General features: G+C 63.4%; 20 protein-coding genes and 1 pseudogene. 3 read left to right on the top strand and 18 right to left on the bottom strand.

Going from position 1 to position 23399, the window contains the following annotated elements:
• Positions 1 to 308 precede the first annotated feature (308 nt).
• The 3 genes and pseudogenes from AC56DV_RS29935 to AC56DV_RS29945 form a co-directional block, all read right to left on the bottom strand.
• The gene (locus AC56DV_RS29935) at positions 309 to 887 is read right to left on the bottom strand and encodes a recombinase family protein (protein ID WP_496317846.1); all 579 of its coding nucleotides are present in this window, start codon (positions 885 to 887) and stop codon (positions 309 to 311) included.
• Between the two features lie 330 nt (positions 888 to 1217).
• Positions 1218 to 2323 (bottom strand): annotated as a pseudogene (locus tag AC56DV_RS29940) (IS3 family transposase).
• A 113-nt stretch (positions 2324 to 2436) separates the two neighbouring features.
• Positions 2437 to 2808, bottom strand: a complete 372-nt coding sequence (locus AC56DV_RS29945) for a hypothetical protein (protein ID WP_496317847.1) — start codon at positions 2806 to 2808, stop codon at positions 2437 to 2439.
• 735 nt (positions 2809 to 3543) lie between these two features.
• Here AC56DV_RS29945 and AC56DV_RS29950 point away from each other — a divergent pair.
• The gene (locus tag AC56DV_RS29950) at positions 3544 to 3966 is read left to right on the top strand and encodes a DUF1622 domain-containing protein (RefSeq protein ID WP_496317848.1); all 423 of its coding nucleotides are present in this window, start codon (positions 3544 to 3546) and stop codon (positions 3964 to 3966) included.
• 24 nt (positions 3967 to 3990) lie between these two features.
• Here AC56DV_RS29950 and AC56DV_RS29955 read toward each other — a convergent pair whose 3' ends face one another.
• The 9 genes from AC56DV_RS29955 to AC56DV_RS29995 all read right to left on the bottom strand — a co-directional run bounded on the left by AC56DV_RS29955 (position 3991) and on the right by AC56DV_RS29995 (position 15585).
• The gene (locus AC56DV_RS29955) at positions 3991 to 5061 is read right to left on the bottom strand and encodes a PEP-CTERM sorting domain-containing protein (RefSeq protein ID WP_496317849.1); all 1071 of its coding nucleotides are present in this window, start codon (positions 5059 to 5061) and stop codon (positions 3991 to 3993) included.
• Positions 5062 to 5344: 283 nt separating this feature from the next.
• A complete protein-coding gene (locus tag AC56DV_RS29960) occupies positions 5345 to 7651 on the bottom strand; it encodes a dockerin (protein ID WP_496317850.1) in 2307 nt (768 codons plus the stop codon).
• 250 nt (positions 7652 to 7901) lie between these two features.
• Positions 7902 to 9401, bottom strand: a complete 1500-nt coding sequence (locus AC56DV_RS29965; RefSeq protein WP_496317851.1) for a tripartite tricarboxylate transporter permease — start codon at positions 9399 to 9401, stop codon at positions 7902 to 7904.
• 12 nt (positions 9402 to 9413) lie between these two features.
• Positions 9414 to 9875, bottom strand: a complete 462-nt coding sequence (locus AC56DV_RS29970; protein ID WP_496317852.1) for a tripartite tricarboxylate transporter TctB family protein — start codon at positions 9873 to 9875, stop codon at positions 9414 to 9416.
• A 31-nt stretch (positions 9876 to 9906) separates the two neighbouring features.
• The gene (locus tag AC56DV_RS29975; RefSeq protein ID WP_496317853.1) at positions 9907 to 10893 is read right to left on the bottom strand and encodes a tripartite tricarboxylate transporter substrate binding protein; all 987 of its coding nucleotides are present in this window, start codon (positions 10891 to 10893) and stop codon (positions 9907 to 9909) included.
• Between the two features lie 26 nt (positions 10894 to 10919).
• Positions 10920 to 11915, bottom strand: coding sequence for a porin (locus tag AC56DV_RS29980; RefSeq protein ID WP_496317854.1), 996 nt, complete (start codon positions 11913 to 11915; stop codon positions 10920 to 10922).
• Positions 11916 to 11980: 65 nt separating this feature from the next.
• Entirely contained in the window at positions 11981 to 13345 is a 1365-nt protein-coding gene (pcaB, locus tag AC56DV_RS29985) for a 3-carboxy-cis,cis-muconate cycloisomerase (RefSeq protein ID WP_496318503.1), read from the bottom strand.
• 198 nt (positions 13346 to 13543) lie between these two features.
• Entirely contained in the window at positions 13544 to 14725 is a 1182-nt protein-coding gene (locus AC56DV_RS29990; RefSeq protein ID WP_496317855.1) for a CaiB/BaiF CoA transferase family protein, read from the bottom strand.
• The gene (locus AC56DV_RS29995) at positions 14722 to 15585 is read right to left on the bottom strand and encodes an HTD2 family dehydratase (RefSeq protein ID WP_496317856.1); all 864 of its coding nucleotides are present in this window, start codon (positions 15583 to 15585) and stop codon (positions 14722 to 14724) included. The genes AC56DV_RS29990 and AC56DV_RS29995 overlap by 4 nt, the downstream gene beginning before the upstream one ends.
• 108 nt (positions 15586 to 15693) lie before the next feature.
• On the opposite strand from AC56DV_RS29995, the gene AC56DV_RS30000 reads away from it, so the two are divergent.
• Entirely contained in the window at positions 15694 to 16611 is a 918-nt protein-coding gene (locus tag AC56DV_RS30000) for a LysR family transcriptional regulator (RefSeq protein ID WP_496317857.1), read from the top strand.
• Here AC56DV_RS30000 and dctA read toward each other — a convergent pair.
• Positions 16608 to 17957, bottom strand: coding sequence for a C4-dicarboxylate transporter DctA (dctA, locus tag AC56DV_RS30005; RefSeq protein ID WP_496317858.1), 1350 nt, complete (start codon positions 17955 to 17957; stop codon positions 16608 to 16610). The genes AC56DV_RS30000 and dctA overlap by 4 nt on opposite strands.
• A 253-nt stretch (positions 17958 to 18210) precedes the next feature.
• Here dctA and AC56DV_RS30010 point away from each other — a divergent pair, with 253 nt between their 5' ends.
• Positions 18211 to 19275: a 4-oxalomesaconate tautomerase gene (locus AC56DV_RS30010; protein ID WP_496317859.1), complete on the top strand. Its 1065-nt coding sequence runs from the start codon at positions 18211 to 18213 to the stop codon at positions 19273 to 19275.
• Between the two features lie 83 nt (positions 19276 to 19358).
• Here the strand turns inward: AC56DV_RS30010 and AC56DV_RS30015 are convergent, their stop codons facing one another.
• The 5 genes from AC56DV_RS30015 to zwf all read right to left on the bottom strand — a co-directional run bounded on the left by AC56DV_RS30015 (position 19359) and on the right by zwf (position 23134).
• Positions 19359 to 19853, bottom strand: a complete 495-nt coding sequence (locus AC56DV_RS30015) for a hypothetical protein (protein WP_496317860.1) — start codon at positions 19851 to 19853, stop codon at positions 19359 to 19361.
• Between the two features lie 11 nt (positions 19854 to 19864).
• Positions 19865 to 20788 (bottom strand): hypothetical protein, encoded by a 924-nt coding sequence (locus tag AC56DV_RS30020; RefSeq protein ID WP_496317861.1) that lies wholly within the window; start codon positions 20786 to 20788, stop codon positions 19865 to 19867.
• A gap of 126 nt (positions 20789 to 20914) precedes the next feature.
• Positions 20915 to 21289 (bottom strand): hypothetical protein, encoded by a 375-nt coding sequence (locus tag AC56DV_RS30025; RefSeq protein WP_496317862.1) that lies wholly within the window; start codon positions 21287 to 21289, stop codon positions 20915 to 20917.
• Positions 21282 to 21581 (bottom strand): autorepressor SdpR family transcription factor, encoded by a 300-nt coding sequence (locus AC56DV_RS30030; protein ID WP_496317863.1) that lies wholly within the window; start codon positions 21579 to 21581, stop codon positions 21282 to 21284. Before AC56DV_RS30030 ends, AC56DV_RS30025 begins: the two co-directional genes overlap by 8 nt.
• Positions 21582 to 21670: 89 nt before the next feature.
• Complete coding sequence (zwf, locus tag AC56DV_RS30035) at positions 21671 to 23134, bottom strand: glucose-6-phosphate dehydrogenase (RefSeq protein ID WP_496317864.1); 1464 nt, start codon at positions 23132 to 23134, stop codon at positions 21671 to 21673.
• Positions 23135 to 23399 lie beyond the last annotated feature (265 nt).

Below are 23399 nucleotides of genomic sequence, written 5' to 3' on the forward strand. Positions count from 1 at the left end.
CTCCTTTACTGACGACGATCTGATGTGTGCCTCAAACTGGGTATCAAATACAGCTACTGGAAGGCGGGGAACCCCGATTGAGTATGTTTATAAAATTGCAAATTTTATAAACAAGTCTATAATCAATTTCAGCCATGTGCAATCGAGAAAAGACTTCTTCAAAAAATTCCCATCACTTTTGATGGGTTCGCAACACGTGCAAGTTGATAGGAAACGAGTTGCGAAAAGTTCTTATGGGCCTGGAAGTGACGGACGCGGAAAATTTTTCTAGGCTCTGGCATGTAGTTGGCTAGCGATTGCTCATTTAGTCACCGCACGATACGCAGCCTGTATAGCCAGCACCAGGGAAGGGTGGAGCGTACCAAGCTTGGGTGAGCAACCGCTTTGATATATTCCGCCGCCATGATACGCTTGACGCCTTTCATCAAGGCGTACATTGGGGACCCGTTGTTGACGAAGTGTTCAGCGCAATAGATGACTTGCACGCCGGCCTGGCGGCAGATGAACTCATAATGGGCGCTCTCATCAACATCCTGGAAGCGGCCCCAGCGGCTCACGTCGTAGACGAGTGCTCGGCGCGTGACATTTCCATGCGCTACGGCGGCATCGATGAGCAGTCGTTGCGCGGTGCGCCCGAAGGGGGGCGGCCATGACCGCGCTGCCTGACGCGGGCGCCTGGCGCGCATTGGCGCAGGCAGATGTGGATGGCGACGTCGAGTTGGCATCAGGCGAGCTGGAATGCAGGGAACCGCTTGACTCGCGTGATCCTGACGCAACCACGCCAGCAGTCGCACTTCGATGGCGGCAATCCGTTCGTCGAGCTTAGCCAGCTCATTCCACTGCTCGCTCAGCATCGACCTGAAAGGTGGCGCGATCGTCGGCACCATTGATTTTTGACGCCGATCTGTCTCCATGCGGAACGCTAACTCATTTGATAGCCCGTGTCAGGCCGATTTTGTACAGGTGAGTCCACGATAAAGTTTACCCGCCCGGGCCACCGGCTGGATTTGGGCGGAACGGGTGGTCACTTTGGTCCGGAATACGCAACTATGAGGATGGCCGGCGAGCGAAGTTGCTGTTGCGTGAGTTGTCGGATTAGATCATAGGCTCAACGCCAATGCGACCCAACCATTCTGCGGATTGGTCGTTACGGGATCGGGCCAACCAGGTGATCCGCTTGGGTTCGATGGACACTTTGGGTACGAGAATTTGGTCGGTTAATGGCCCATTTCAAGCCCTTCAGAAACCGTACTCCGAGCGAAGGCCGTAGGGGTTTGGTCGCTGAGAGCCATGTGAGGCCGAATCTCATTGTAGTCCACGCGCCAAGCCTCCACGATGGCTTGAACCTCGGCCAAGGAAGTGAACCAGTGGACGTTGAGGCATTCATCACGCAGCGATCCGTTGAACGTTTCGATGTAGCAATTATCGGTCGGCTTGCCGGGCCGGCTGAAATCGATCTTGGCCTGGTGGTGATAGGCCCACAGGTCCAGCATCTGCCCCGAGAATTCGCTGCCGTTATCGACAAACAGGCACCGCGGCGCGCGTTTTGCAACGATGCGGTTGAGCGCCGCAACCACGTCCTCGCCACGGAGGCGATGTCCGGCCACGATGGCCAAGGATTCCCGGCTGTAGATGTCGATGATCGTCAGCAGCCGTATCTTGGTTCCATCGGCAAGTTGGTCGGCGACGAAATCCATGCTCCACGCGTCGTTTGCCCGTCGCGGTTACATACGCGCTTGGCGGGCAACAACACTTTTGCGCCGCTTCTTGCGCCAGGCGCGCAACTGCAACTGCTCCAAGCAATACCAGCGGTAAGTCTGGTTGACGCCCAGCTGGAAGCCCTCGCGTTTGAGCAGCACGTGCAACCGCCTGTAGCCCCAACGTACCCGCACCTGGGCCAGCTCCCGCAAGCGTTGCCGCAGCGCCAGCTTGGGGTCCTTCCTGCTCGACAGATATTGCGTGCTGCGCACTTGCTTGATCAGTCGACAGGCCCGCGCCAGTTTCAATCCATAGTGATCGATGATGTAGGCCACCACCACTCGTTTCAGCCCGGGCCGTCCCACTTTTTTGACGCGACGTCCTGCAGGATCGCCTTGTCCAAGCTCAGCTCGGCCACCAACTTCTTCAGCCGTGCGTTCTCGTCCTGCAAAACCTTGAGTTCCCGCACGCCTTCGGATTGCATGCCGCCGTACTGCTTTTTCCAGCGATAAAAGGTCTGCTCTGAAATGCCGAGCTGCCGGACAATGTCCCCAACCGCCATGCGCAGTTCGGCCTGCTTCAACACGGATACAATCTGTTCCGCCGGAAAATGTTTGCGTTTCATTGTCAAGCCCTCCCGTTAAGGAATTATTGACCAAAAACTCGCGCTCAGAAGTGTCTAATTTCGCCAGGGCAGATCACACGCGGTGTGGGACATCCGCAGTATTTAGATATCGTCTATGGCGTTTCATCGTCGTCTGAGGTCGGGTAGACGATGACGTCGAGTTTGGCGCCGAACTGAACGAGAAGCGGCAAGCAGTCGATTGTAATCGATAATGTGACCGCTCGATTGAAAACAACAACCCGCAAGACGGGGTTATTTATCATTATCTCATTCGCCTTCTTAATAATTGGGTTGAGGAAATTGCGAATTGCTTCGCTTGCGTCGCCGGTAACCGGCGCGTCGGTACTAATGACAATTCCTGTGCCCTGTTCGCGCCTGTCCTCAAGCAAATAATTCCCGCCCAATACTATAAAATCGTCAGGGAATTTACCCTCCCAAACAGGAAATAGCAATTCAATCTCAATATCTCGGTTCTTGCTGTTCATAATGGTTTCTTAAATCGGATTCGTTAATTGGCCGGCGAAGGGCAAATCTCATCTCGCCTTGATCCCAAAGGTCTCTGACAACGCGTGGAGAACCATAGGTGCTATCGCTGTGCCTCGTAGCTGACACGGATTGCGCGCAGCAGTCGCTGGTTCTCCATTTGCCGCCTGCTTGGCGCTCGTTCAAGCCAATCGTAGAACCCACTGGCCGAAACCCCAAGCAGGCGACACATGGTTCAGGTTGGCCAGACTGCCCGGTGGCGGGCGATAAAGGTGTACTTCACTTGGGCACGGCAGCGAAGTACCCGAGCGCTTTTTTTCATATGCCTCGCTCGGTCTTCACCTTAGCCAGCTCACGACGCATACGCTCAAATTCTTCCACGGAGACCTTTTCGGTGCCGCTGGATTTCGAGCTGCAATTGCCTTTAGCATCTCGGCACCAGTGGCCAAGCACATTGGGACCAATTCCAAGATCTCGGGCGATACCCGCCTTGGTAGTCGCTGGCTGACCGGCAGCCTGACCGCCTCTCGTTTAAACTCTCCTGTGAAATTCCTGCGTTCCCGCTTCATACAAAACCTCCGTAGGTGACATCATACCTTTCGGAAGTGTCCGTCTAAACGGGGAATGCCACGGCTACTTCATTCGAGGTAGGCGACGCTGGCCAAATTCAGAGATGTAGTGCTCCTCACACGCCTCTACAATGATGGGATATAAGACTGCCAACGTAGGAGAATGAGTTGTTCGAACATATAGAAGCGCAAGTCAGTGCATACGTTGAGTGGCTTCGTCTGCTGGTGGAAGCACTGGGAGCGCTAGTGATTGCCTTGGGCGTACTAGTTGTAATCGCAGGGCTGATCAAGTATGCCCGAACCCCGCGCCACGTCAATTTTGGTCCAATACAGCTACCATTTGCCCGCTACCTGACGTTAGCGCTCGAGTTACAGCTTGCCGCTGATATCCTGTCAACTTCAGTGGCGCCTACCTGGGATAGGATTGGTAAGTTGGCTGCGATCGCTGTGATTCGGACCGCATTGAACTATTTCTTGAGCAAAGAGCTTAGAGATGAGATTGCCGCCGACGAGTCGGCGCTTCGCAGGCACCCTAAGGAGATGCGTAAGCGGCCAGCCGCTCCACTTGGTCAGCGGCCGGCATCGAACTAAGGCGGCAGCGTTGTCCGGCGCCGCCTACGCCTTGACGCGGCGGCGGCCCAGCCAGCCGACCATGCCCAGGCCGGCCAGCAGCATGCCATACGTTTCCGGTTCCGGCACTGGTGACGGAATCATCAGGGCCAGCGTGCAGCCGAGACCGCCGCAGATTTCTGCCCCAACCGTGCCGTTGTCGCCGATGGCGAAAACCTGGGTGAGCGTGGAGCCGTTTGTTTGTGCGACTTCGAGGCTCAGGTTCACCACCTGGCCCAGCTTGTTGTACAGCAGGAAGCCTTCATTCGACTCGCCGAGTATGGTGCCGGTACTGTTCATGTCGGCCACCGAGCGCGTGAAAATCCCGCTCAGGTCGGTCGTCACGCCGTCGTGGTACAGAAAGCTCTTGGCCGTGCCATTGGGGAGGTAAGCCGTACCGAGCACCGATCCGTCTTCGCTGACCCTCAAAGCGGAGCTGGATGTGGCGCCCGCCGGCACGCCGAGGTCGGTCATGACACCGTCCTCATAAATGAAGGCATGCGTGGCGAAATAGTTCTCGCCCACGTGTGAATTCCCGACAATCACGCCCGCGTCGTTGATGTCGGTGGCAAACGAGTCGCGGCCGCCCAGGGTGCCCAGCTCGGTTGCCGCGCCATTGCTGTAAACCATGGCACGGTAGCTGAACACGCCGGTATTCATGGCGTAGCCCACGGCCACGCCGTGGTTGTTGACGGCAAGCGCTGTGGAGGACCGGCCATCGTTGAGCAACGTAGTCGTCTGTCCATTGGCCAGCAGCGCGGCCACTCCCCCTGGCGCTGTGCCTGCCATGACGCCGGCATTGTTGATGTCATGGATATTGGCAAGCTGGGCTGAGAGGTAAGAGGCCCGGTGGTTCTGGTAGAGAAAAGAGCTGCCAGGCAATTCCGGCCCAAAGCTCACATACCCCGTCACTTGGTTGCTGTTGTTGATGGCGGAGATCGTGCCACCGGAGCTGTACTGCCAATCCGTCATGATGTTGAGGTAATTGAACGTGTACGAGCCGGCTTGGGCCATCGTCGGCAATAACAAGGCCAGCGCTACTGCTTGCGCACGCGCGACGCATCTTGCAAGTTTCATGTCCATCTCCTGTTCAGGGTTCCCCTCGCGGGTGGACAGGCAATAGTAGCGGGCCGGACAAGCGCATGATTGCTTTGTTGTCCGGCTTTCCTATTTATTCGCGTTGTGATTTTCTGTGATAAGTGTGCGGCATAAACGGTGCTACTCAGATGGCCAGCGCCCGCCGTGCAACCAGGGCAGGGCGAGATGCCCAACCAACAGGCGCGACGGATCGCGCCTGCACCCCAACGGAGATTATTGGCATCATGCCCCGAGCCAATTCCCGGGCAATTCGAGGCGCGCTCTAGTTGGAATAGATCAGGCCGCGCCCGGTACCATTGACGTAGATCCGTCCGTAGCTGTTCCAGTCGCCCGCCATCGCGCCGATACCGCCGAACTGGTGGGCATCGTCGTTGAAGCGCGACCAGGTGGCGCCGTTGTCGTCGGAGCGGTACACGCCCCACACGCCGTTGACCACGCCCACCACGTACACTGCGGCCGAGTAGCTGGCGCCGGGCGCCGCCTTGCCAAGCGCCAGGACACTGGCGCCCTGCACGTCGGGCCACTCCCACGTTTGACGATTGCCCCAGAGCGACGCAAAGTTATTCAGCTTGGTCCAGGTCGCGCCCGAATCGACCGAGTGGTACACGGCGTTGCCATCGGCCAGCCAGATGTCGCCCTCGACGTTGGGGTTGACCTCCATCGAGGTGACGCCCCACGGATTGGCGCGCAGGTTGGCCGCCACTGAACCCTGGCTCAGCGTGAAGTTGTGGCCGCCGTCGGTCGACACGTAAACCTTGCCCGCGCTGCCCCACCATGCGCCGCCCGAATCGTAGGCGTAGACCTTGTTCGGGTTCTTGCGGTCCACTTTCAGCCGGTAGGCGCGAGGGAATCCGCCGATGACGGCGAGCGCCGGCAGGTTGGTCGCGGTCCAGCTTGCGCCATTGTTGGTGGTGTAGGACGGCACCGAATCGGCCGGCGCCCAGACCGCGTTGTTGCGCGTGGTGACGGCGATATTGGACGCTTCGCGCGCGTTGGCCGCGGCGCTGGCGCCGGCGGGCAGGGTGGCGAACGCGGCCCAGGTCGTGCCGCCGTCGCCGGACCAGTAGCCCTTCCCGACGTGGCCGTTGGCATTGTCGGCTCCGACGGTGGCAATGTAGAGCGGATCGGACCATGCCATGTCGGCCGAATTGCCATTGTTCCAATTGGGATTGGGACCCCTGTTTGGCGTCGTCGCGAGGTCCGTTTGGACCCACGTCCCGATGTCGCCGGCACTGTTGATCAGTTTGTATGGTGCGCCGGCCGGCGGCGTGTTGACTGCCAGGGTAGCGGTCTCCTCCAGGTTGTTGACCGCCAGGCTCCAGCTCGGCGTGGGCGCCGAGGCGTTCCAGGTCTCGACGATGCCGCCGCCGAAGACGTGCGAGACGTGGTCGCGGTTGAACGGATCGATCTCGATGTCGTCCACCCAGCCGACGGTGGAAACGTTGGGCTGCGCATGGGGCATGCCGGCCTCGATTTCGCGCCAGGTCGTGCCGGCGTCGTCGGACAACTGGACTTGCTGGCTGGTGTTCGCCCAGCCGCTCATCCCCAGCGCGATGCGGGTGGTCGACCCGGTACCGTGGACGGAAACGCTGCCGAATCCGCTGCTGTTGGAGCTCTTGAGCAAGGTCCAGCTGCCGTTGAAGACCACGCCGCCGAACTTGTAGAGGTAGCTGGGACCGTTGACACCCTCGCCAGCGCCCTGGTTGAATGCCACGTAGTAATAGCCGTCGGCAGCGCGCACCATGTGCGGGACGTGGTAGCCTGACACCGGCGCCGGGACCGGGACCGGGGTCCACGAGAAACCGCCATTGACGGATTTGTACAGGGACGAGGTCAGGCCGGCCGCATTGGCGTAGTCCGGGGCGACGGCGGCATACATGATCCAGGTCGTCTGGCCGCCACCCACGTTCGAGTTGTCGAACATGATCTGCGTGACGCCCTTCGCCGCGCCGCCTGCGGCCATCGTGTGGGACGACAGCCCCGTGACCTGGGCCCAGGTCTGGCCGGAGTCCGAGCTCTTCCACAGGCCGGCCGTGCGCGAGCCATAGAACAGCGTCGACGGATTGGTGGGGTCGGCCTTCAGGCGTTCGCCCATGGCCCGGCCGGAATCGTTGCCTCCCACCGGGAACGGCAGGTTGACCCAGCTCCAGTTACCGCCGCGGTTGCTGGAAATGTACAGGCGGCCGTTGCCATTGCCGAGGCTCATGCCGGTGACCATGTAGACGCGCTGGTCGTTGGTCGGATCGATGGCAATGCTTTCCACGCCGTGGTGGGAGCTCTCGGCCGCGCCGAACCCCACACCGTCGGTGATGGGCGTCCACGACGACGTGGCCGCGTTCCAGCGGTAGGCGCCGCCGATATCGGTGCGGGCGTACGCGAGGTTCGCGGTACCCGGATGGTAGACGATGCCGGTGACGTAGCCGCCGCCGCCCCATTTCACGCTGGTCCAGCTGGTGGCCGGCGGGCCGCCCCCGAGCGCGAGGCGGACGGGCGGCGCCGCGCTGACGGCGGCGCCGCTGTCGCCGCCGCTGCATCCCACCAGCATGCCGGCCAGAAGACCGGCCAACATTGCGGGGATGACGAGCTTGACGTTGTATGTCAGTTTCATATGTGCTCCTCCAGAAATGGACTATGGTTTTGTCTGCCCGGCGCGGTGATCCGCCATCGGGAAGCCCAGTATAGGAATTGCGGATTGTTCGCTATATACGAAAATCACCGGACGCCTGAATGATTTGACTCAAGCGTTGTAACGCAACCTCGTTCTGTTCATAAAAAAAAACCGGCGATTGCCGGTTTTCTTCGCCAGGCTGCGGCCTGGCTCACTCAACGAAGGCTTCCTCCCGTTTTTTGCGCAATGCCGGCAGCATGACGGCCACCAGCGCGGTCAGCGCCATGGCCAGCATCGTGGCGCTGATGGGGCGCTCGAAGAACACGATCGGATCGCTGCGCGACAGCAGCAGCGCGCGGCGCAGGTACTCCTCCATCATCGGCCCGATGATGAAACCCAGCATCAGCGGGGCGGGCTCGCATTCGAGCTTCGCGCAGACGTAGCCAAACAGCCCGAACAAGGCCATCAGGTAGATGTCGAAGTCGCTGTTGTTGAGACTGAGCACGCCGATAGTGCAGAACAGCAGGATGGCCGGATACAGGAAGTGGTAGGGCACCATGATCATGCGCACCCACAGGCCTATCATCGGCAGGTTCAGCACGATCAGGAAGAAGTTCCCTATCCACATGGAAGCGATGATGCCCCAGAACAGCGCCGGCTGCTCGGTCATCACGGCCGGGCCGGGCTGGATGCCCTGGATGATCATCGCGCCTATCATCAGCGCCATCACCGGGTTCGACGGAATGCCGAGAGTCAGCATCGGAATAAACGAGGTCTGCGCACCGGCGTTGTTGGCTGCCTCGGGCGCGGCCACGCCTTCGATTGCGCCGTGGCCGAACTGCGCCTTGTTCGGCGATACCTTTTTCTCGATCGAGTACGCGGCGAACGACGACAGCATGGCGCCGCCGCCGGGCAGGATGCCGAGAACGGCGCCCAGTCCGGTGCCGCGCAGTATCGGCGCCGCCATGCGCCGGAAGTCCTCCCTGGTCGGGAACAGGCCTTCGATCTTCTTGATCGTCATGCTGCGGGTGGCCTCGTGCTCCAGGTTCCGAACGATTTCTCCCAGTCCGAACATGCCCATCGCGACGATGACGAAGTTGATGCCGTCGGCCAGCGGCGGCAGGTCGAAGGTATAACGCGGCGCGCCGGAATTGACGTCGGTGCCGACCAGGCCGAGTATCAGCCCGACCACCACCATGCCTAGCGCCTTGATCAGGGAGCCGTGCGCCAGCACGATGGACGCCACCAGGCCGAGCGTCATCAGCGAGAAATATTCGGCCGGACCGAACTGCAGCGCGAGCTCCGCCAGCGGCGGGGCGAACCACGCCAGCAGGAAGGTCGCCACCGTTCCCGCGAAAAACGAGGCGATCGCGGCGGTCGCCAGCGCTCGCCCGGCATGGCCGTTGCGCGCCATCTTGTACCCGTCCAGCGCGGTGACGACCGATGACGCCTCGCCGGGGAGGTTGACCAGGATCGCTGTGGTCGATCCGCCGTACTGGGCGCCGTAGTAGATCCCGGACAGCATGATCAGCGAGGACACCGGCGGCAGTCCGAAGGTGACCGGCAGCAGCATCGCGATGGTGGCGGTGGGCCCGAGGCCCGGCAACACCCCTACGGCGGTGCCGACAAATACGCCGATCAGGCAGTACATCAGGTTGCTGAAGGTGAGCGCCGTCTCGAAACCCATGGCGAGGTTGTTAAGTACTTCCATGTCGCTCTCCTGTCAGACGCCGAACCACGGGCCCACGATGGGCAGCGGCAGGCCCAGGGCCTTTACGAACAACAGCACGCAAAAGACGGCTGAACCGAAGGCCAGGGCGAGCGCGGGACCCCATCGAAATTTGCTGCTGGCGCGTGCGCTGACGATGACCAGCACGGGAATGGCACAGGCCAGTCCGGCGCCCCGGACCAGCAGGCCGAACAACAGTACCGAGCCCAGTATCAGCAGCATGTCCTTGTAGGCGAAGCGTTCCATCGGCTGGCCAGGCGTGCTGAATGAGCCGACCAGCGTGATGGCGCTGATCGCGGCCAGCAGCCAGCCCAGCACGGTCGGGAAATAGCCTGGCCCCATTTGCCCGGCGCTGCCCATGGGGTATTCGCGGGCGATGATCACGGTCGCCAGTCCTATGGCCAGGAACATGATCCCCGACCAGAAGTCCTTCGGGCTGCGAATGAATGATCGCATGATGTGTCTCCTTTTCTTCTACGCCGGGCGCCTAGTTGACGCCCTTGAGGTTGGACGCCTTGGCGACCTCTTGCCACAGCGAGAGTTCGGTGCCCAGCAGGGTGCCGAATTGCGCGGGCGTGCCGGAGTGCGGCGTGGCGCCTTCGCTGATCAGGCGCGCCCGCATGGCCTCGGTTGCGGCGAGTTCGTTGATGGTCTTGTTCAGCCTTTCTATGATGGGCAAGGGCGTCTTGGCCGGGGCAAGCACGCCCCACCAGGTGGTGATGCGGTAGTTCGGGACGCCGGACTCGGAAACGGTCGGGACTTCGGGGAACAGATGCGAGCGCCGTTCGCCGGTGACGGCCAGCAGGTCGACCGCGCCGGTCTTGACGTGCTGTGCCATGGCCGGAACGGTCGTGAAGAAGATCTGCGTGCGGCCGGCGAGCAGGTCCGCCGTGGCGGGCCCGCTGCCCTTGTACGCAACGTGCGTCATGTTGGCCCCGGTGCGCATCTTGAACAATTCCCCGGCCAGATGCAGCACGGTGCCGGGCCCGGAGGAGGCGAAGTTCAGGCCTTCCGGCCGCTTCTTGGCCGCATCGATCAACTGCGGAACCGTCTTCGCCGCCACGCTCTTGTGCGCCACCAGGATCAGTGGTGCACGGCCTATCATCGCGATGGGTGCGTAGTCCTTTATGACGTCGTAAGACGGTTTGGCTTCGGTGGCCGCGTGGGTCACGAACGAGGAGCTGACGAACAGCAAGGTGTAGCCGTCCGGGTCCGACTTGGCCGCCAGCTTGGAGCCGATGGCGCCGCCGCCGCCGCCACGGTTGTCGACCACGACGGCTTGCTTCAGACTGTCCGACATGCCTTTTGCCAAGGCGCGCGCGACGTTGTCGGTGCCGCCGCCGGCCGCGTACGGCACGATCAAGGTGATGGCGCGTTTAGGATAGTCCTGGGCCGTCGCGAACATCGGCATGGCGATGAGCGCGGCGGCGGCCGCTGCCTGGCGAAGCTGGTGGGGGAAGGGCGTGAAGTGCATGACAGTCTCCTGGTTATGAATTTTTATTAAAAGTTGTGGCGGATGCCGAGATTGAATGCCTTGTCCCCGTTGCCTTTGTCGGTGGCGTTGCCCACCTTGAACGCGGCGCCGTTGCGATTGTCGATCGCTGCGTAAGCGGCATAGACGTCGGTGCGCTTGGACAGCGGGACGAGGTAGGCGATACCCCATTGGGATGCGTCCCGGTTGACGGCGGCCTGGTCGTCATGCCGTACATGGGACAAGAGCAGTTTGCCGGCGCCCGCCGGCAGTGACACGCCTGCGACCAGATCGTTGCTGCGCGCCGTGCCGGTGCCCTTGTTGACCGCGTAGGAAACATAGGCGGTGATCCAGCCGGCGTTGTAATTGGCCGCCAGCAAAGCGTTGCGGGTGGCGTCGGTCGCCGTTGCGTTGTCGATCCGGTGGTATGCCAGCTGCACGCTCAGCGGTCCGCCGGCATAGCCAAGCGATCCGCTGAGGGTGCGGTTCTTCGAGCTGTCGCCGGCGGTTTCGCCTGCGCCGTAGGCCAGGTCGGCGCGCACGCCGCCGAACGTCGGACTGAGGTACTCCACCATGTTGTCGGTGCGGGTATTGGTGGCGAGCAGATTGCCGGAGCGGCCGGCCATGCTGACGGCGCCGAACGGGTCGCCCACGTCGCGCAGGGTCTTGTAGTAGGGCGAGTACTGGCGGCCCAGGGTGACGGAGCCGAGGCGTCCGGTGAGGCCCACGAAAGCCTGGCGTCCGAACAGCAGGCCGCCTTGGCCGGCCGCGCCGGTGTCGGCGTTGAAGCCGTTCTCCAGCAGGAACACCGCTGCCATTCCGCCGCCGAGATCCTCCTTGCCTTTGAAGCCCAGGCGCGAGCCCGAGGCAATGCCGCTGCTGAGATTGCTGACGGGGCCGGTGGCGGCGCCGCTCTCGCGCACCAGGCCGGCATCGACCACGCCGTACACCGTGACGTTGCTCTGCGCCAGCGTGCTTGCCGGCGCCAGGGCGGCCAGGGCCAGGGCGAAAAGGGATTTGTTCATTTCATGTCTCACTTTATAGTTATGGATAGGGGCCATGTGGCCGCTTGCCGTGCTGCGCTGCGGATTCAGGCCGCAGCACCGCGCTTGCTTCTGCTGCGCAGCACCCGGTCGACCATTTCGCCGGACAGGCCCAGGTAATTGCCGGGGTCGCAAAGTGCGGCCAGCGCGGCGCGGTCCAGGTGCTGGGTGATTTCTGGATTTTCAGCCAGCAGGTCGAGCAGCGGACGGTCCTCCTTGATTGCAACGCGGCAAATGTCGTACACCAGGTCGTGCGCATACTCGCGGCCCAGATAGGGGCCAAGGCCCATCATCACGGCCTCGGACACCACCAGCCCCTGGGTCAGGTCGAGATTGGCGCGCATGCGCGCCGCGTCCACCTCCAGGCCCTCGAGCACGAAGCGCGATTGGGCCAGCGCGCCGGCGGCCAGGCAGAACATTTCCGGCAGCACGATCCATTCGATTTCCCAAGGCCCGGTGGAACGCTCGTGATCGGCCACGTTGGCGTCCAGCAGGGCGGCCACATGCTGGCGCACCACGCTGACGCAGGCGTGGATGTAGCAGGACGAAATGGGATTGCGCTTTTGCGGCATGGTGCTGCTCGAACCGCGCCCATGGGCGAAGGGCTCGTACACCTCGCCGACCTCGGTCTGCATCATCAGCTTGACGTCGGTCGATAACTTGCCGAGCGTGCCGGTGACCAGGCCCAGGAAGCAACCGGCCTCGGCAATGTTGTCGCGGATGGTGTGCCAGGCGATGTCCGGCTGGCCCAGCCCCAGCTCCCGCATCAGGGCGGCCTGCGTCTCCAGGCCGTCCGTGGCCAGCGAGGCGAGCGTGCCGGATGCGCCCGCGAACTCGCCCACCAGCACGCGCGGGCGCAGCTGCGCCAGCCGTTCCCGATGGCGTTCGACCGCGCTCAGCAGGCCGGCGACCTTGTAGCCGAAGGTGATCGGCACCGCCTGCTGCAGGTTGCTGCGTCCTATCATCGGCGTGTCGCGGTGGCGCTCGGCCAGGGCGGCCATGGCGGCCGAGATGGCGGCCAGCTCGGTGTCCACCAGGTCCAGCGCCTCGCGCATTTGCAGCACGGTGGCCGTGTCGGTGATGTCCTGCGTGGTCGCGCCCCAGTGGCAGTATTCGCCCAGTTTGTCGCGGCAGAGGGCATTGATCTGCGAGACCACGCCGAGTACCGGGTAGCCGATGCGCCTGGTTTGTTCAGCCAGCTTGGCCATGTCGATCTTGTCGAGCACGCAGTTGCGCACGATTTCATCGGCCGCCTCCTGCGGAATCATGCCCAGCCGCCCCTGGACCCGGGCCAGCGCGGCCTCGATGTCGAGGTACTTCCGGGTACGGTTCTCGTCCGACCAGATTTGCCGCATCGCGGCGGTACTGAAGATGTCTCCAAAAATTGCCGAGTCCACTATCGTTGCGGGCATCATGATTCTCCTGATTGGTTGATGAAATCGCGTCGGCCGGTCACGCGGTGTGGCGGGCCGGGATGGCGTTGGCGCGGAGTGGCACCGGGCGGTCGGCCACGACCGCACCGGCGCCAGCCTCGAAGGCCTTGGGGGAGCGCGCTGGGCGGTTGCCGGGCACAAACAGGTCGCTGCGCGGGGCGGGCGCGAAGGCGGCGCTCATATGGCCTGCTCGCTGCGCAGTTGGGCGACCCGCTGCGGGGCGTAGCCGAGTTCGGTCAGCAGTGCCTCTGTGTGTTGCCCGAGCGCGGGCACCGGGTCCATGCGCGGCTGGCGCTCGTCCCATGAACCCGGCGGCAGCAGCGCGGGGATGGCGCCGGCCGGGGTGTCCACCTCGGTCCAGCGGCCGCGCGCGCGCAGCTGAGGATGCGCCCACACCTCATGCATCGTGTTGACGTTGGCGTTGGCGATCTGGGTTTGGTCCAGCCGCTCCACCACCTGGGCCGCCGTCAGTCCGGCAAAGGCGTGGATGATGAGGGCGCGCAGTTCGGCGCGCGCCGCGCTGCGTTTCGGGTTGCTGGCGAAGCGCGGATCGGCGGTGAGCCCTGGCTGCCGCAGCACCTTGTCGCAGAACAGCGCCCATTCGCGCTCGTTTTGCAGGCCGAGCATGACGGTCTTGCCGTCGCCGGCGGGAAACGGCCCGTAGGGGTAGATGGTTGCGTGGCTGGCGCCGGTGCGCGGCGGCGGCGCGGCGCCATCGAAGGCGTAGTACAGCGGATAGCTGGTCCACTCCACCAGCGATTCGAGCATCGAGATGTCGATGTGCCGGCCGCGCCCGGTCTTGCCGCGTTCCAGCAGCGCGGCCAGGATGTTGCTGTAGGCGTACATGCCGGCCGAAATGTCGGCGATTGAAGGGCCGGCTTTGGCCGGCTCGTCCGCGCTGCCGGTCACCGACACGAATCCCGCTTCGCTCTGGATCAGCAGGTCGTAGGCTTTCTTGTCGCGGTAGGGGCCGTCGTTGCCGTAGCCGGAGATGTCGCACACGATCAGCGAGGGCTTGGTCACGGACAGCGCCGCGTACGACAGGCCGAGCCGCGCGGCCGCGCCCGGCGCCAGGTTCTGCACCAGGACGTCGGCCTGTTCCAGGATCAGGCGCTGCAGTATCGTTTGCGCTTCGGGATGCTTGACGTCGAGCGTCAGGCTCTCCTTGGAGCGGTTGGTCCATACGAAATGCGAAGCCATGCCGCGCACCCGCTCGTCGTATCCGCGCGCGAAATCGCCCACGCCGGGGCGTTCAATCTTGATGACCCGCGCGCCGAGGTCGGCCAACTGGCGGGTGGCGAACGGCGCCGCGATCGCATGCTCCAGGGTGACGACAGTGATGCCTTCGAGCGGCCTCATGACGCGCTCCGGTCCGCGTTGCCCAGGGTTGCGACGGCATCCATCGTCAGCCAGCCTTCGTGATCGCGGACCCACAGGCGCACCCGGCCATCGGCCAGCGGCTCGCCGCAGATGGAGAAATGGTGGATGTCGAACACCGGGCGCAAGGCGCGGAACTCGAAGCTGCGCACGACGGCGGAGGGCATGTGCTCGCGCAGCAGGTCGAGCAGCAGCGTGGCGACCAGCGGACCGTGCACCACGAGGCCAGGGTAGCCTTCGATTTCCGTCACATAGCGCCGGTCGTAGTGGATGCGGTGGCCGTTAAAGGTGAGGGCGGAATAGCGGAAGAGCAGCACGTCGTCGGGCACGACCTTGCGTTCCCAGTGCGCGCGCGCAGGGGCCGCGACAGGGACCGGCGCGGGCGCATCCGGCAGCGCCGCCTCGCGGTAAACGATGTCGTGGAACTCGGTCAGCGCCGGTTCGCTCTGGCCGTGGCGGCGCACCTCATGCCGTACCTTGACGAAAACCAGCTTGCCGGTCCGGCCCTCCTTCTCCGTCACGTCGTCGATGGTGGAGGTGCGCGTCACCTCGTCGCCGATGCGCAGCGGCGCATGGAAGGTGAACCGGCCGCCGGCCCACATGCGGCGCGGCAGCGCGACCGGCGGCAGGAAGGCGCCGCGCTTCGCATGGCCATCGGCGCCCACCTCGGACTGCCGGTACAGCGGCAGGAAGTAGAGCCAGTGCCACAGCGGCGGCAGGACGGTTCCAGCCGGCGGGCGTTCGGCCGGCCGGTCCAGCGTTGCGGCCAGCGCGGCGCAGGGCGTGGCGGTCAGGATATCGGTCGCCGTTTCGCTGGCGCCAATCCAGTCTGCAAGATTCATTGTTCTCCTCCTTTGGTGTCGTACGGCTATCCGGCCGCTTGCAATGGATACAGTTTCGCGCTACCGTATTGATCTGTATATTGCAAAATTCCTTAGGATTAATGCGTTATGAACATGAATTTCGATCTGGCCGATCTGCGCGCCTTTGTGGCCGTGGCGGAGTTAAACAGTTTCCGTGCGGCTGCCGATTCCATCCACCTGTCCCAGCCCGCCTTGAGCCGGCGCGTGGAGAAGCTGGAGTTGGCGCTGGGCGTGCGGCTGTTCGAACGCACCACCCGCAGCGTCAGCCTGACGGCGGTCGGGCGCGACTTTTCGCACAAGGCGCGCACCCTGCTCAACGACCTGGAGAATTCTTTACTGAGCATGCACGCCGTGGCCGCGTCGCAGCTGGGTGAAGTGGTGATCGCCTGCGTGCCGTCGGCCGTGTATTACTTCCTGCCCAAGGTGCTGCGTACCTTCCACGAGCAGTATCCGCGCATCCGCGTGCGCATCGTCGACGACAGCGCCAACGCCGCGCTCGAGAGCGTGGCGCGCGGGGAGGCGGACTTCGGTATCAACATCATCGGTACCCAGGAACCCGAAATCGACTTCCAGGTCATCTTGAAGGAGCCTTTCGTGGTGGCCTGCCATCGCGACCACCCGCTGGCGGGCCTGAAGCAGGTGGCTTGGGCGGAGCTGACACAATATGATTTCATGACGGTCGACAAGAGCAGTGGCAACCGGCTGCTGGTCGATCTGGCGCTGGCGAATTCCAATGTGCGGCCGAGCTGGTGCTTCGAGGCCAAACACGTTTCTACATTGCTGGGGCTGGTCGAAGCGGGACTGGGCGTGGCGGTGGTGCCGCGCCTGTCCATGCCGCAGGGCGAACATGCGACCTTGGCCATGGTGGCGCTGGTGGAACCTGCGGTGGAACGAAATGTGGGGCTGATACGGCGCCGCGGCCACGAGCTGACGCCGGCCGCGCGCAAACTGTACGACTTGATCGAGACGACCTGGCCGCGCGCTAGCGGCCAGGTGGCGGCTTAAACCACGGCGCGCAGCGGGACTGTCTGCTGCTCGGCCGGCTGGCGGACGGGCTCGGCGGCCGACTTGGCGGCCGGCGCGGCCTCGACGAAGCCGCTGTCCAGCTCGCGCTGCAGGACGCTACGGTCGCAAGCGCCTTCCCAGAGGGAGACCACGACGCTGGCGACGGCGTTGCTGACCAGGCTGGTCAGGGCGCGTGCCTCGGACATGAAGCGGTCGATGCCGACGATCAGGGCCACGCCCGCCACCGGGATCTCCGGCATGACCGTCAGCGTCGCAACCAGCGCCACGAAGCCGCTGCCGGTCACGCCGGCCGCGCCCTTGGAACTGAGCAGCATGATCGCCAGCATGGCCAGGATCTGGCCGGTCGACAGCTGGATATTGCAGGCCTGCGCGATGAACACGCTGGCCAGCGTCAGGTAGATCGCCGTGCCGTCCAGGTTGAATGAGTAGCCCATCGGCAGCACCAGCCCGGAGACGTTTTTCTTGCAGCCGAGCTGTTCCAGCTTCTGCAGCATGCGCGGCAACACCGGCTCGGTCGAGGATGTGCCCAGCACGACGATCAGCTCGTCCTTGAAGTAGCGCAGCACCTTCAACAGACTGAAGCCGTGCAGCCGCGCCAGCGTGCCGAGCACGATGAAGACGAAGAACAGGCAGGCCACGTAGAAGGTGCCGATCAGCGTGCCCAGTGAACTGATCGACTTGACGCCGTATTTGCCGACCGTGAATGCCATGGCGCCGAAGGCGGCCAGGGGCGCGAGCTTCATCAGGAAGCCGAACACGATGAACAGCACGTGCGAGAACGCCTCGATACCCTCGTGCACCGGCTTGCCTGCCTTCCCGGCGCGCGATAAGGCGAAGCCTATCAGGATCGCCAGCAGCAGTACCGGCAGCACCTCGCCTTCGGCGAAGGCGCCGAAGAAGGTGGTGGGAATGATATGCATCAGGAAGGGCACAAAGCCGGTCGGCGCGCCGTTCTTCATGTACTTCGCGGCCACGCCGGGATCAAGCAGGGACGGATCCACATTCATGCCGACCCCGGGCTGGATCAGGTAGACGGCCGCCAGGCCGGTCATCAGGGCGATGATGGTGAGCGCATAGAACAGGCCCATGGCCTTGCCCATGGTTTTCGCCACCCCCTTCATGTCGCTCATGTTGGCGATGCCTAGTGCGATGGTGCAGAACACGATGGGCGCGATCATCATTTTGATCAGCTTGACGAACGCGTCGCCTAGCGGCTTGAGCCCTGCGCCGAACTCCGGCCACAGGTGGCCAACGACGATACCCGCCGCAACGGCCATCAGCACCTGGAAGTAGAGCGAGCGATGGATCGCCGGTGATTTCTTCATTTTCATCTCCTTTATTTGTCGCCTTGGGCTGGCGGCCCGCTGCGGTGTATGGGGGCAGTTTCGGGCACGCTCACTGATCTGTAAAGTGCAAAATCCCGTTCCATTAATGCATCCGGCACATCAATTGTTTGATGTGTTCAGGGCATCAATCCAGTCAAATAATGCAATTAACAGCAAGCTCGAGCTTCTTTAGGATGGTGCCCACTGCCACTTCACTTGTCTCAGGACCATTATGCTCACTTCCATCCCTTGTATGCTAATACGCGGCGGCACTTCCAAAGGGCCGTTCTTCCTCGCCAGCGACCTGCCTTCCGACCCCGGCCTGCGCGACCAGACTTTGCTGGCAGCGATGGGCTCGCCCGATGCGCGCCAGATTGACGGCATTGGCGGGGGCAGTACCCTGACCAGCAAGGCGGTCATCGTGGGTGGCTCCTCCAGGCCGGGCATCGACGTCGAATACCTGTTCGCGCAGGTGTCGCTGACCGAGAACACGGTGGACACCGGTCCCAACTGCGGCAACATGCTGGCCGGGGTAGCGCCTTTCGCCATTGAGCGCGGGCTGGTGCGTGTGACCGGACCCGCCACCAGGGTGCGCATCTTCAACATCAACACAGGCAAGGTGATCGAGGCGGTGGTGCAGACGCCGCACGGGTGCGTGACCTACGAGGGCGATGTGCGCGTCGATGGGGTACCGGGCACCGGCGCCGGCGTGCAGCTCAACTTCCTGGACGCCGCCGGCGCCAAGACCGGCGCGCTGCTGCCGACCGGGCGCGCATTGGATGTGGTCGACGGGGTGCCGTTGTCCTGCGTCGACTTCACCACGCCCATGGTGCTGATCGCTGCAGCCTCGCTCGGCAAGACCGGCCACGAAAGCAAGGCCGAACTGGACGCCGACGCGGCGCTGCTGGCGCGGCTGGAGCAGCTGCGCCTGAAGGCGGCCAGGCTGATGGGGATGGGCGATGTCACCGGCAAGGTGTTGCCCAAGCTGGCGCTGCTGGGTGCACCGCGCTTCGGCGGCAGCATCAGTTCGCGCTATTTCGTGCCCTGGAATTGCCACGCGGCGCACGCCGTCACCGGCGCCACTTGCGTTGCGGCGGCGTGCTGCATTCCCGGCAGCGTGGCGGCACTGCTGGCCCCGGGCGGGCGGGGCCAGGAGCGTGCGCTGGCGATCGAACATCCGGCCGGCAAGATCGAAGCCACCGTGCAGTTCGGTGAGGACGGCGGCGTTTTCAGTGCCGGCATCGTGCGCACCGCCCGGCCGTTGTTCAGCGGACAGGTCTACGTCCGCCTGCTGGATGCGTTAAGAAAGGTGGCCTGAGCCGGATTTTGTGTGACAAGTGCGAAGTGCGCTGCAGGAACAGTGCCAACAAAACCGGTTGCGTCGGATGGCTGCGGCCGACGCTACTTGCTTTTGCTCTTCTTGGCCTTGGCGGCTGCGGGCTCAGCCGCTTTCTTCTTGGCCTCGGTTTTTTCTTTGCCGGCCTTCGCCGGCTTGGCCCCCATCGTGTCCTTGACCAACTTGAATGCACCGAAAATCGCACCGGCGCTGCCGGCCGAGATCGCCGCGGCGAGGCCGATCAGCGCGGTTGCGATGGCGATGCCTGCTTTCACATCATCGATCCGCTTGATCGCGTCCTTGGCTTGTTGGGTGACCGCCAGCAGGTCGTCCACGCTTTGCTGCGCGTCGTCAAGCACCTTGCCGACGGCTTGGGTGACCAGGTCGGTCGCCACGTTGAGCAACGTCACTTCAAGCGAGCGCAGCGTGTCGCGCTCCGCCTCCGGCAGCGACGACCAGTTGGCCGGCGCGTACAGATAATCGCCCAGCGCGGTCGATGCTTCTCTGAAGCTGCGCGCCAGTTCCAGCGCGTGTTGTGCCGTCAGGGTAGTGGTGGTCATTGCGGGATCCTTTATGGTTTGGCGGCGGCCGGCGCGGCGGCATCGCTGGGCGTGCGCGCGGCCTTGAGCGCGGCCTGGATGCGCTTGGTGTAGCGCTTGATCTGCGCTGCCACTTCCTTGTTCGACAGGCGGTCGCGGTTGTCATACAGCGCCTGGTGTCCCGCTGCGATCTGCTTCAAGGTTTCCACGTATTTCGGCAAAGCCATTTCGCGCTGGGCGAATTGCACGGCGGTGAGGTTGCTGCGCTCCCAGATCAGCTCGGCGGCCACCGGTTCGCGGCCCTTCTCGCGCGCCATGGCGTGCAGCACGCGCTGGTGCCGCACCTGCATGGCGCGCTCGTTGGCGAGCGACTGGCCATAGCCTTCCATGAGCACCAGCTGGTGCGCAATGAGCTGCTGCAGCGGCGCGTTCGCAGCCCCGATCACCTTGTTCAGCTCCCGTTGCCGGTAGCCGTTCAGCGCGGCCTCGGTGAGGATTTTTGTGATGCTGCGCAGCGGCGCCCCCGTTGTTTCGTCGACGTAGTTCGCTTTCACTGCGGCGTCGAACATGCGATCCAGTTCCGTGTCGGCCTCGGCAAGGTCGTCGGCGGCCAGCTCGCCGACGGCGGCCATGTAGCCTGCGAGGGCCTGGTGCATGAGCAGCAGCCGGGCCGCCTGTGGCTTGCGCTCAGCCGCCAGGGCGTCCAGCCGGGTGCGTTCGTTGACGTCGCCTTCCAGCGTGTAGAGCTTGCTGGTTTGCGGACTGTTGACGTATTCGTCGGTCAGCTGGGTGTACGCGGCGCTGTCGGCCGACGTCTTGGCGAATTCCTGGATCGCGCCGAGGTTGGCGCAGCCGGACAGCAGCAGGGCGCACAGGCCCGCCAGCAACGTGTGGATATAGCGCGCAGGGGAGGGGCTGGCCGGGGAGGGCGCGCGCAGTGAGGGCGAGTGGAACAAGGCGGTTCCTTTCAAGGAGGCGGGCAACACGCGAGTTGGAAATTGTCGAAAAGAATACTTCAATTTGCAACTATTGTGTGAGGAAATCGTACGGTGTTTCCGCACCCGGCCCCGCCCGCCGTGGAATCAGCCCGTCTTCTCCCTGGCCCGCACTGCAAAGCAATAGCCCAGCGTAACCGCAATGCCCGCCACAACGGCGCCGCAGCCCACCGTGATGGCGACTGGAATCGGGGCGAAGGCCCACAGTCCGGCGTAGACGAGCCCGCTCACCACCAGCGACCAGCCACCAACCCGCCTCACCTGGCGAGCCCAGGCGCATGGGACGAAGGCTTTGGGCATGCGGTTGCCAAACCAGGCGATCATGAGTCCGTTGACGGCGATGACGATCCTGGTGACCGTGTCGCCGTCGATATAGCCCAGCTTGCGCGCCAGGGTGGCGAGGAGCGCAATGACCACCGTGCCGGCGCCCCAGGCCAGGTTCGCAATCATCTCTTTATTCATTTGCGTGCCCTTTCTTGGTTTCCTGTGGCGCATCGCCCAGGCCAAACGATTGGACGAAGCCCAGCAGCGCTTCTTCGAGCACCGAGAGCTTCAAGTGATAGATGACAGACTTGCCGGCCTTTTCCGCGTGCACCAGGTCGGCCTCCTTCAGTACCGCAAAGTGCGCCGACATGGTCGGCTTGGAGACATTGAATTGGTCGCTCAGTTCGCCGGCACTCATCGGCCCCTTGCGCAGCAGCAGCAACACCCGCCGGCGGGTGGGATCGGAAAGGGCTTTGAATACCTGGCTCATAATGTGATTATTAGCTAAATATCGAAATAAGCAAGGAAAGAACACCCGCTTTGAGGTTGCGCCCGGCCCGGGCGCAACCTCAGAACCGGCTATTCAACCCAGGCAAACCCGTCCCGCGCCAGTAGTGCGAACGATTCGGACGGGCCCCAGGTGCCGGCCGCGTAAGGGCTCGGCTTCTCGGCCAGCGTGCCCCAGCCGTTGATGATGGGCTCCACCCATTCCCACGCCGCTTCCAGTTCGTCGCGCCGCATGAAGTGGGTGAGGCGTCCGCGCACCACGTCGATCAGCAGGCGCTCGTAGGCTTCGGCGCGGCGCTCGGTGAAAGCGGACTGCAAATCCAGGTTCAGCGCCACCTGCTGCATTTTCATGCCGCTGCCGGGCTGCTTGGCCATCACCTGCAGCTTGATCGCTTCGTCCGGCTGCAGCTCGATCACCAGCCGGTTGGCGACTCCGCCCGGATTCTCGGGGAACAGCGGGAACGGCGGGTTGGCGAACTCCACCACGATCTTGGACGAGCGGCTGCGCATGCGCTTGCCGGTGCGCAGGTAGAACGGCACCTTGGACCAGCGCCAGGTGTCGACATAGGTGCGCAGCGCCACGAAGGTTTCCGTGCTGCTGTCGGCCGGCACATTGGGCTCCTCCAGGTAGCCGGGCACTTCCTGGTTGCCGTTGGCGCCGCGCAGATACTGGCCGCGCACCGTGTCGCGCGCGATGCCGGCCAGGCTGAAGCGCCGCAGCGAGCGCAGTACCTTGAGCTTCTCGTCGCGCACGGCGTCCGGCGCCAGCGATGCGGGCGGCTCCATGGCGATAATGCACAGCAGCTGCAGCAGGTGGTTCTGCACCATGTCGCGCATGGCGCCGGCGCTGTCGTAGAAGCCGGCGCGGCTGCCCACGCCCACTTCCTCGGCGACCGTGATCTGGACGCTGGAGATATTAGGCGCGCGCCACAGGGGTTCCAGGATGGAATTGCCAAAGCGCAGCACCATCAGGTTCTGTACCGTTTCCTTGCCCAGGTAATGGTCGATGCGGTAGATCTGCGATTCCGAGAAATGCTTGCCGACCGCTTCATTGATCTCCACTGCCGACGCCAGGTCGCGCCCGAGCGGCTTTTCGAGCACCACGCGGGCGTTGCGGTCGACCAGGCCGGCTGCGGCCAGCTTGTCGCAGATGGTGGTGAACAGCGACGGCGCCGTGGCCAGGTAGAACACGCGCTCGGCGCCCGCGCGCGCAACGCTGGCCAGCGCAGCCAGGCCATCCTGCTGCACGTCCACGCGGACGAACTCCAGCAGGCGCAGGAAGCTGCTCCATGCTTCTTCGGTGAAGTTGCCGCCGGTGATGAAGGAACGCGAATGTTCCTCCACGAAGGCGAGGTAGGCCTCGCGGCCGAAGTCCTGGCGCCCCGTGGAGATGATGCGGGTGGCGGGCGGCAGGTTGCCGTGCAGGTGGGCCATGTACAGCGCGGGAAGCAGCTTGCGCATTGCTAGGTCGCCCATCCCGCCGAAAATAATCATGTCGAGGGGCAGGGTGGTATCGGATTGAGCGGACGAGGTCATGTCGATCGGGCTGGAGTTAGTGGTGGGAACTATTAACTATACAGCCTTGTGCAGCGGCGCGTCCGGGGGCGCAGGCAGGCGCCTGTTGTTGTGGCTGGTGAGGGACGCGATAACGATTCCGACGCGATGGCCACCGTTGTGACATTTCGCGTACATTGCGGGCAAGAAAAGGGGGTATAGTCGGAACTCCAATGGTGCCCGCCGCGCTCCAGCTTGTGTGCAGAAAGCTGAGTAAATACTTGATTTTGCGGGAATAATTTCCCCC

This window comes from Massilia sp. BGA-UO-ETr-WB1, assembly GCF_059567845.1.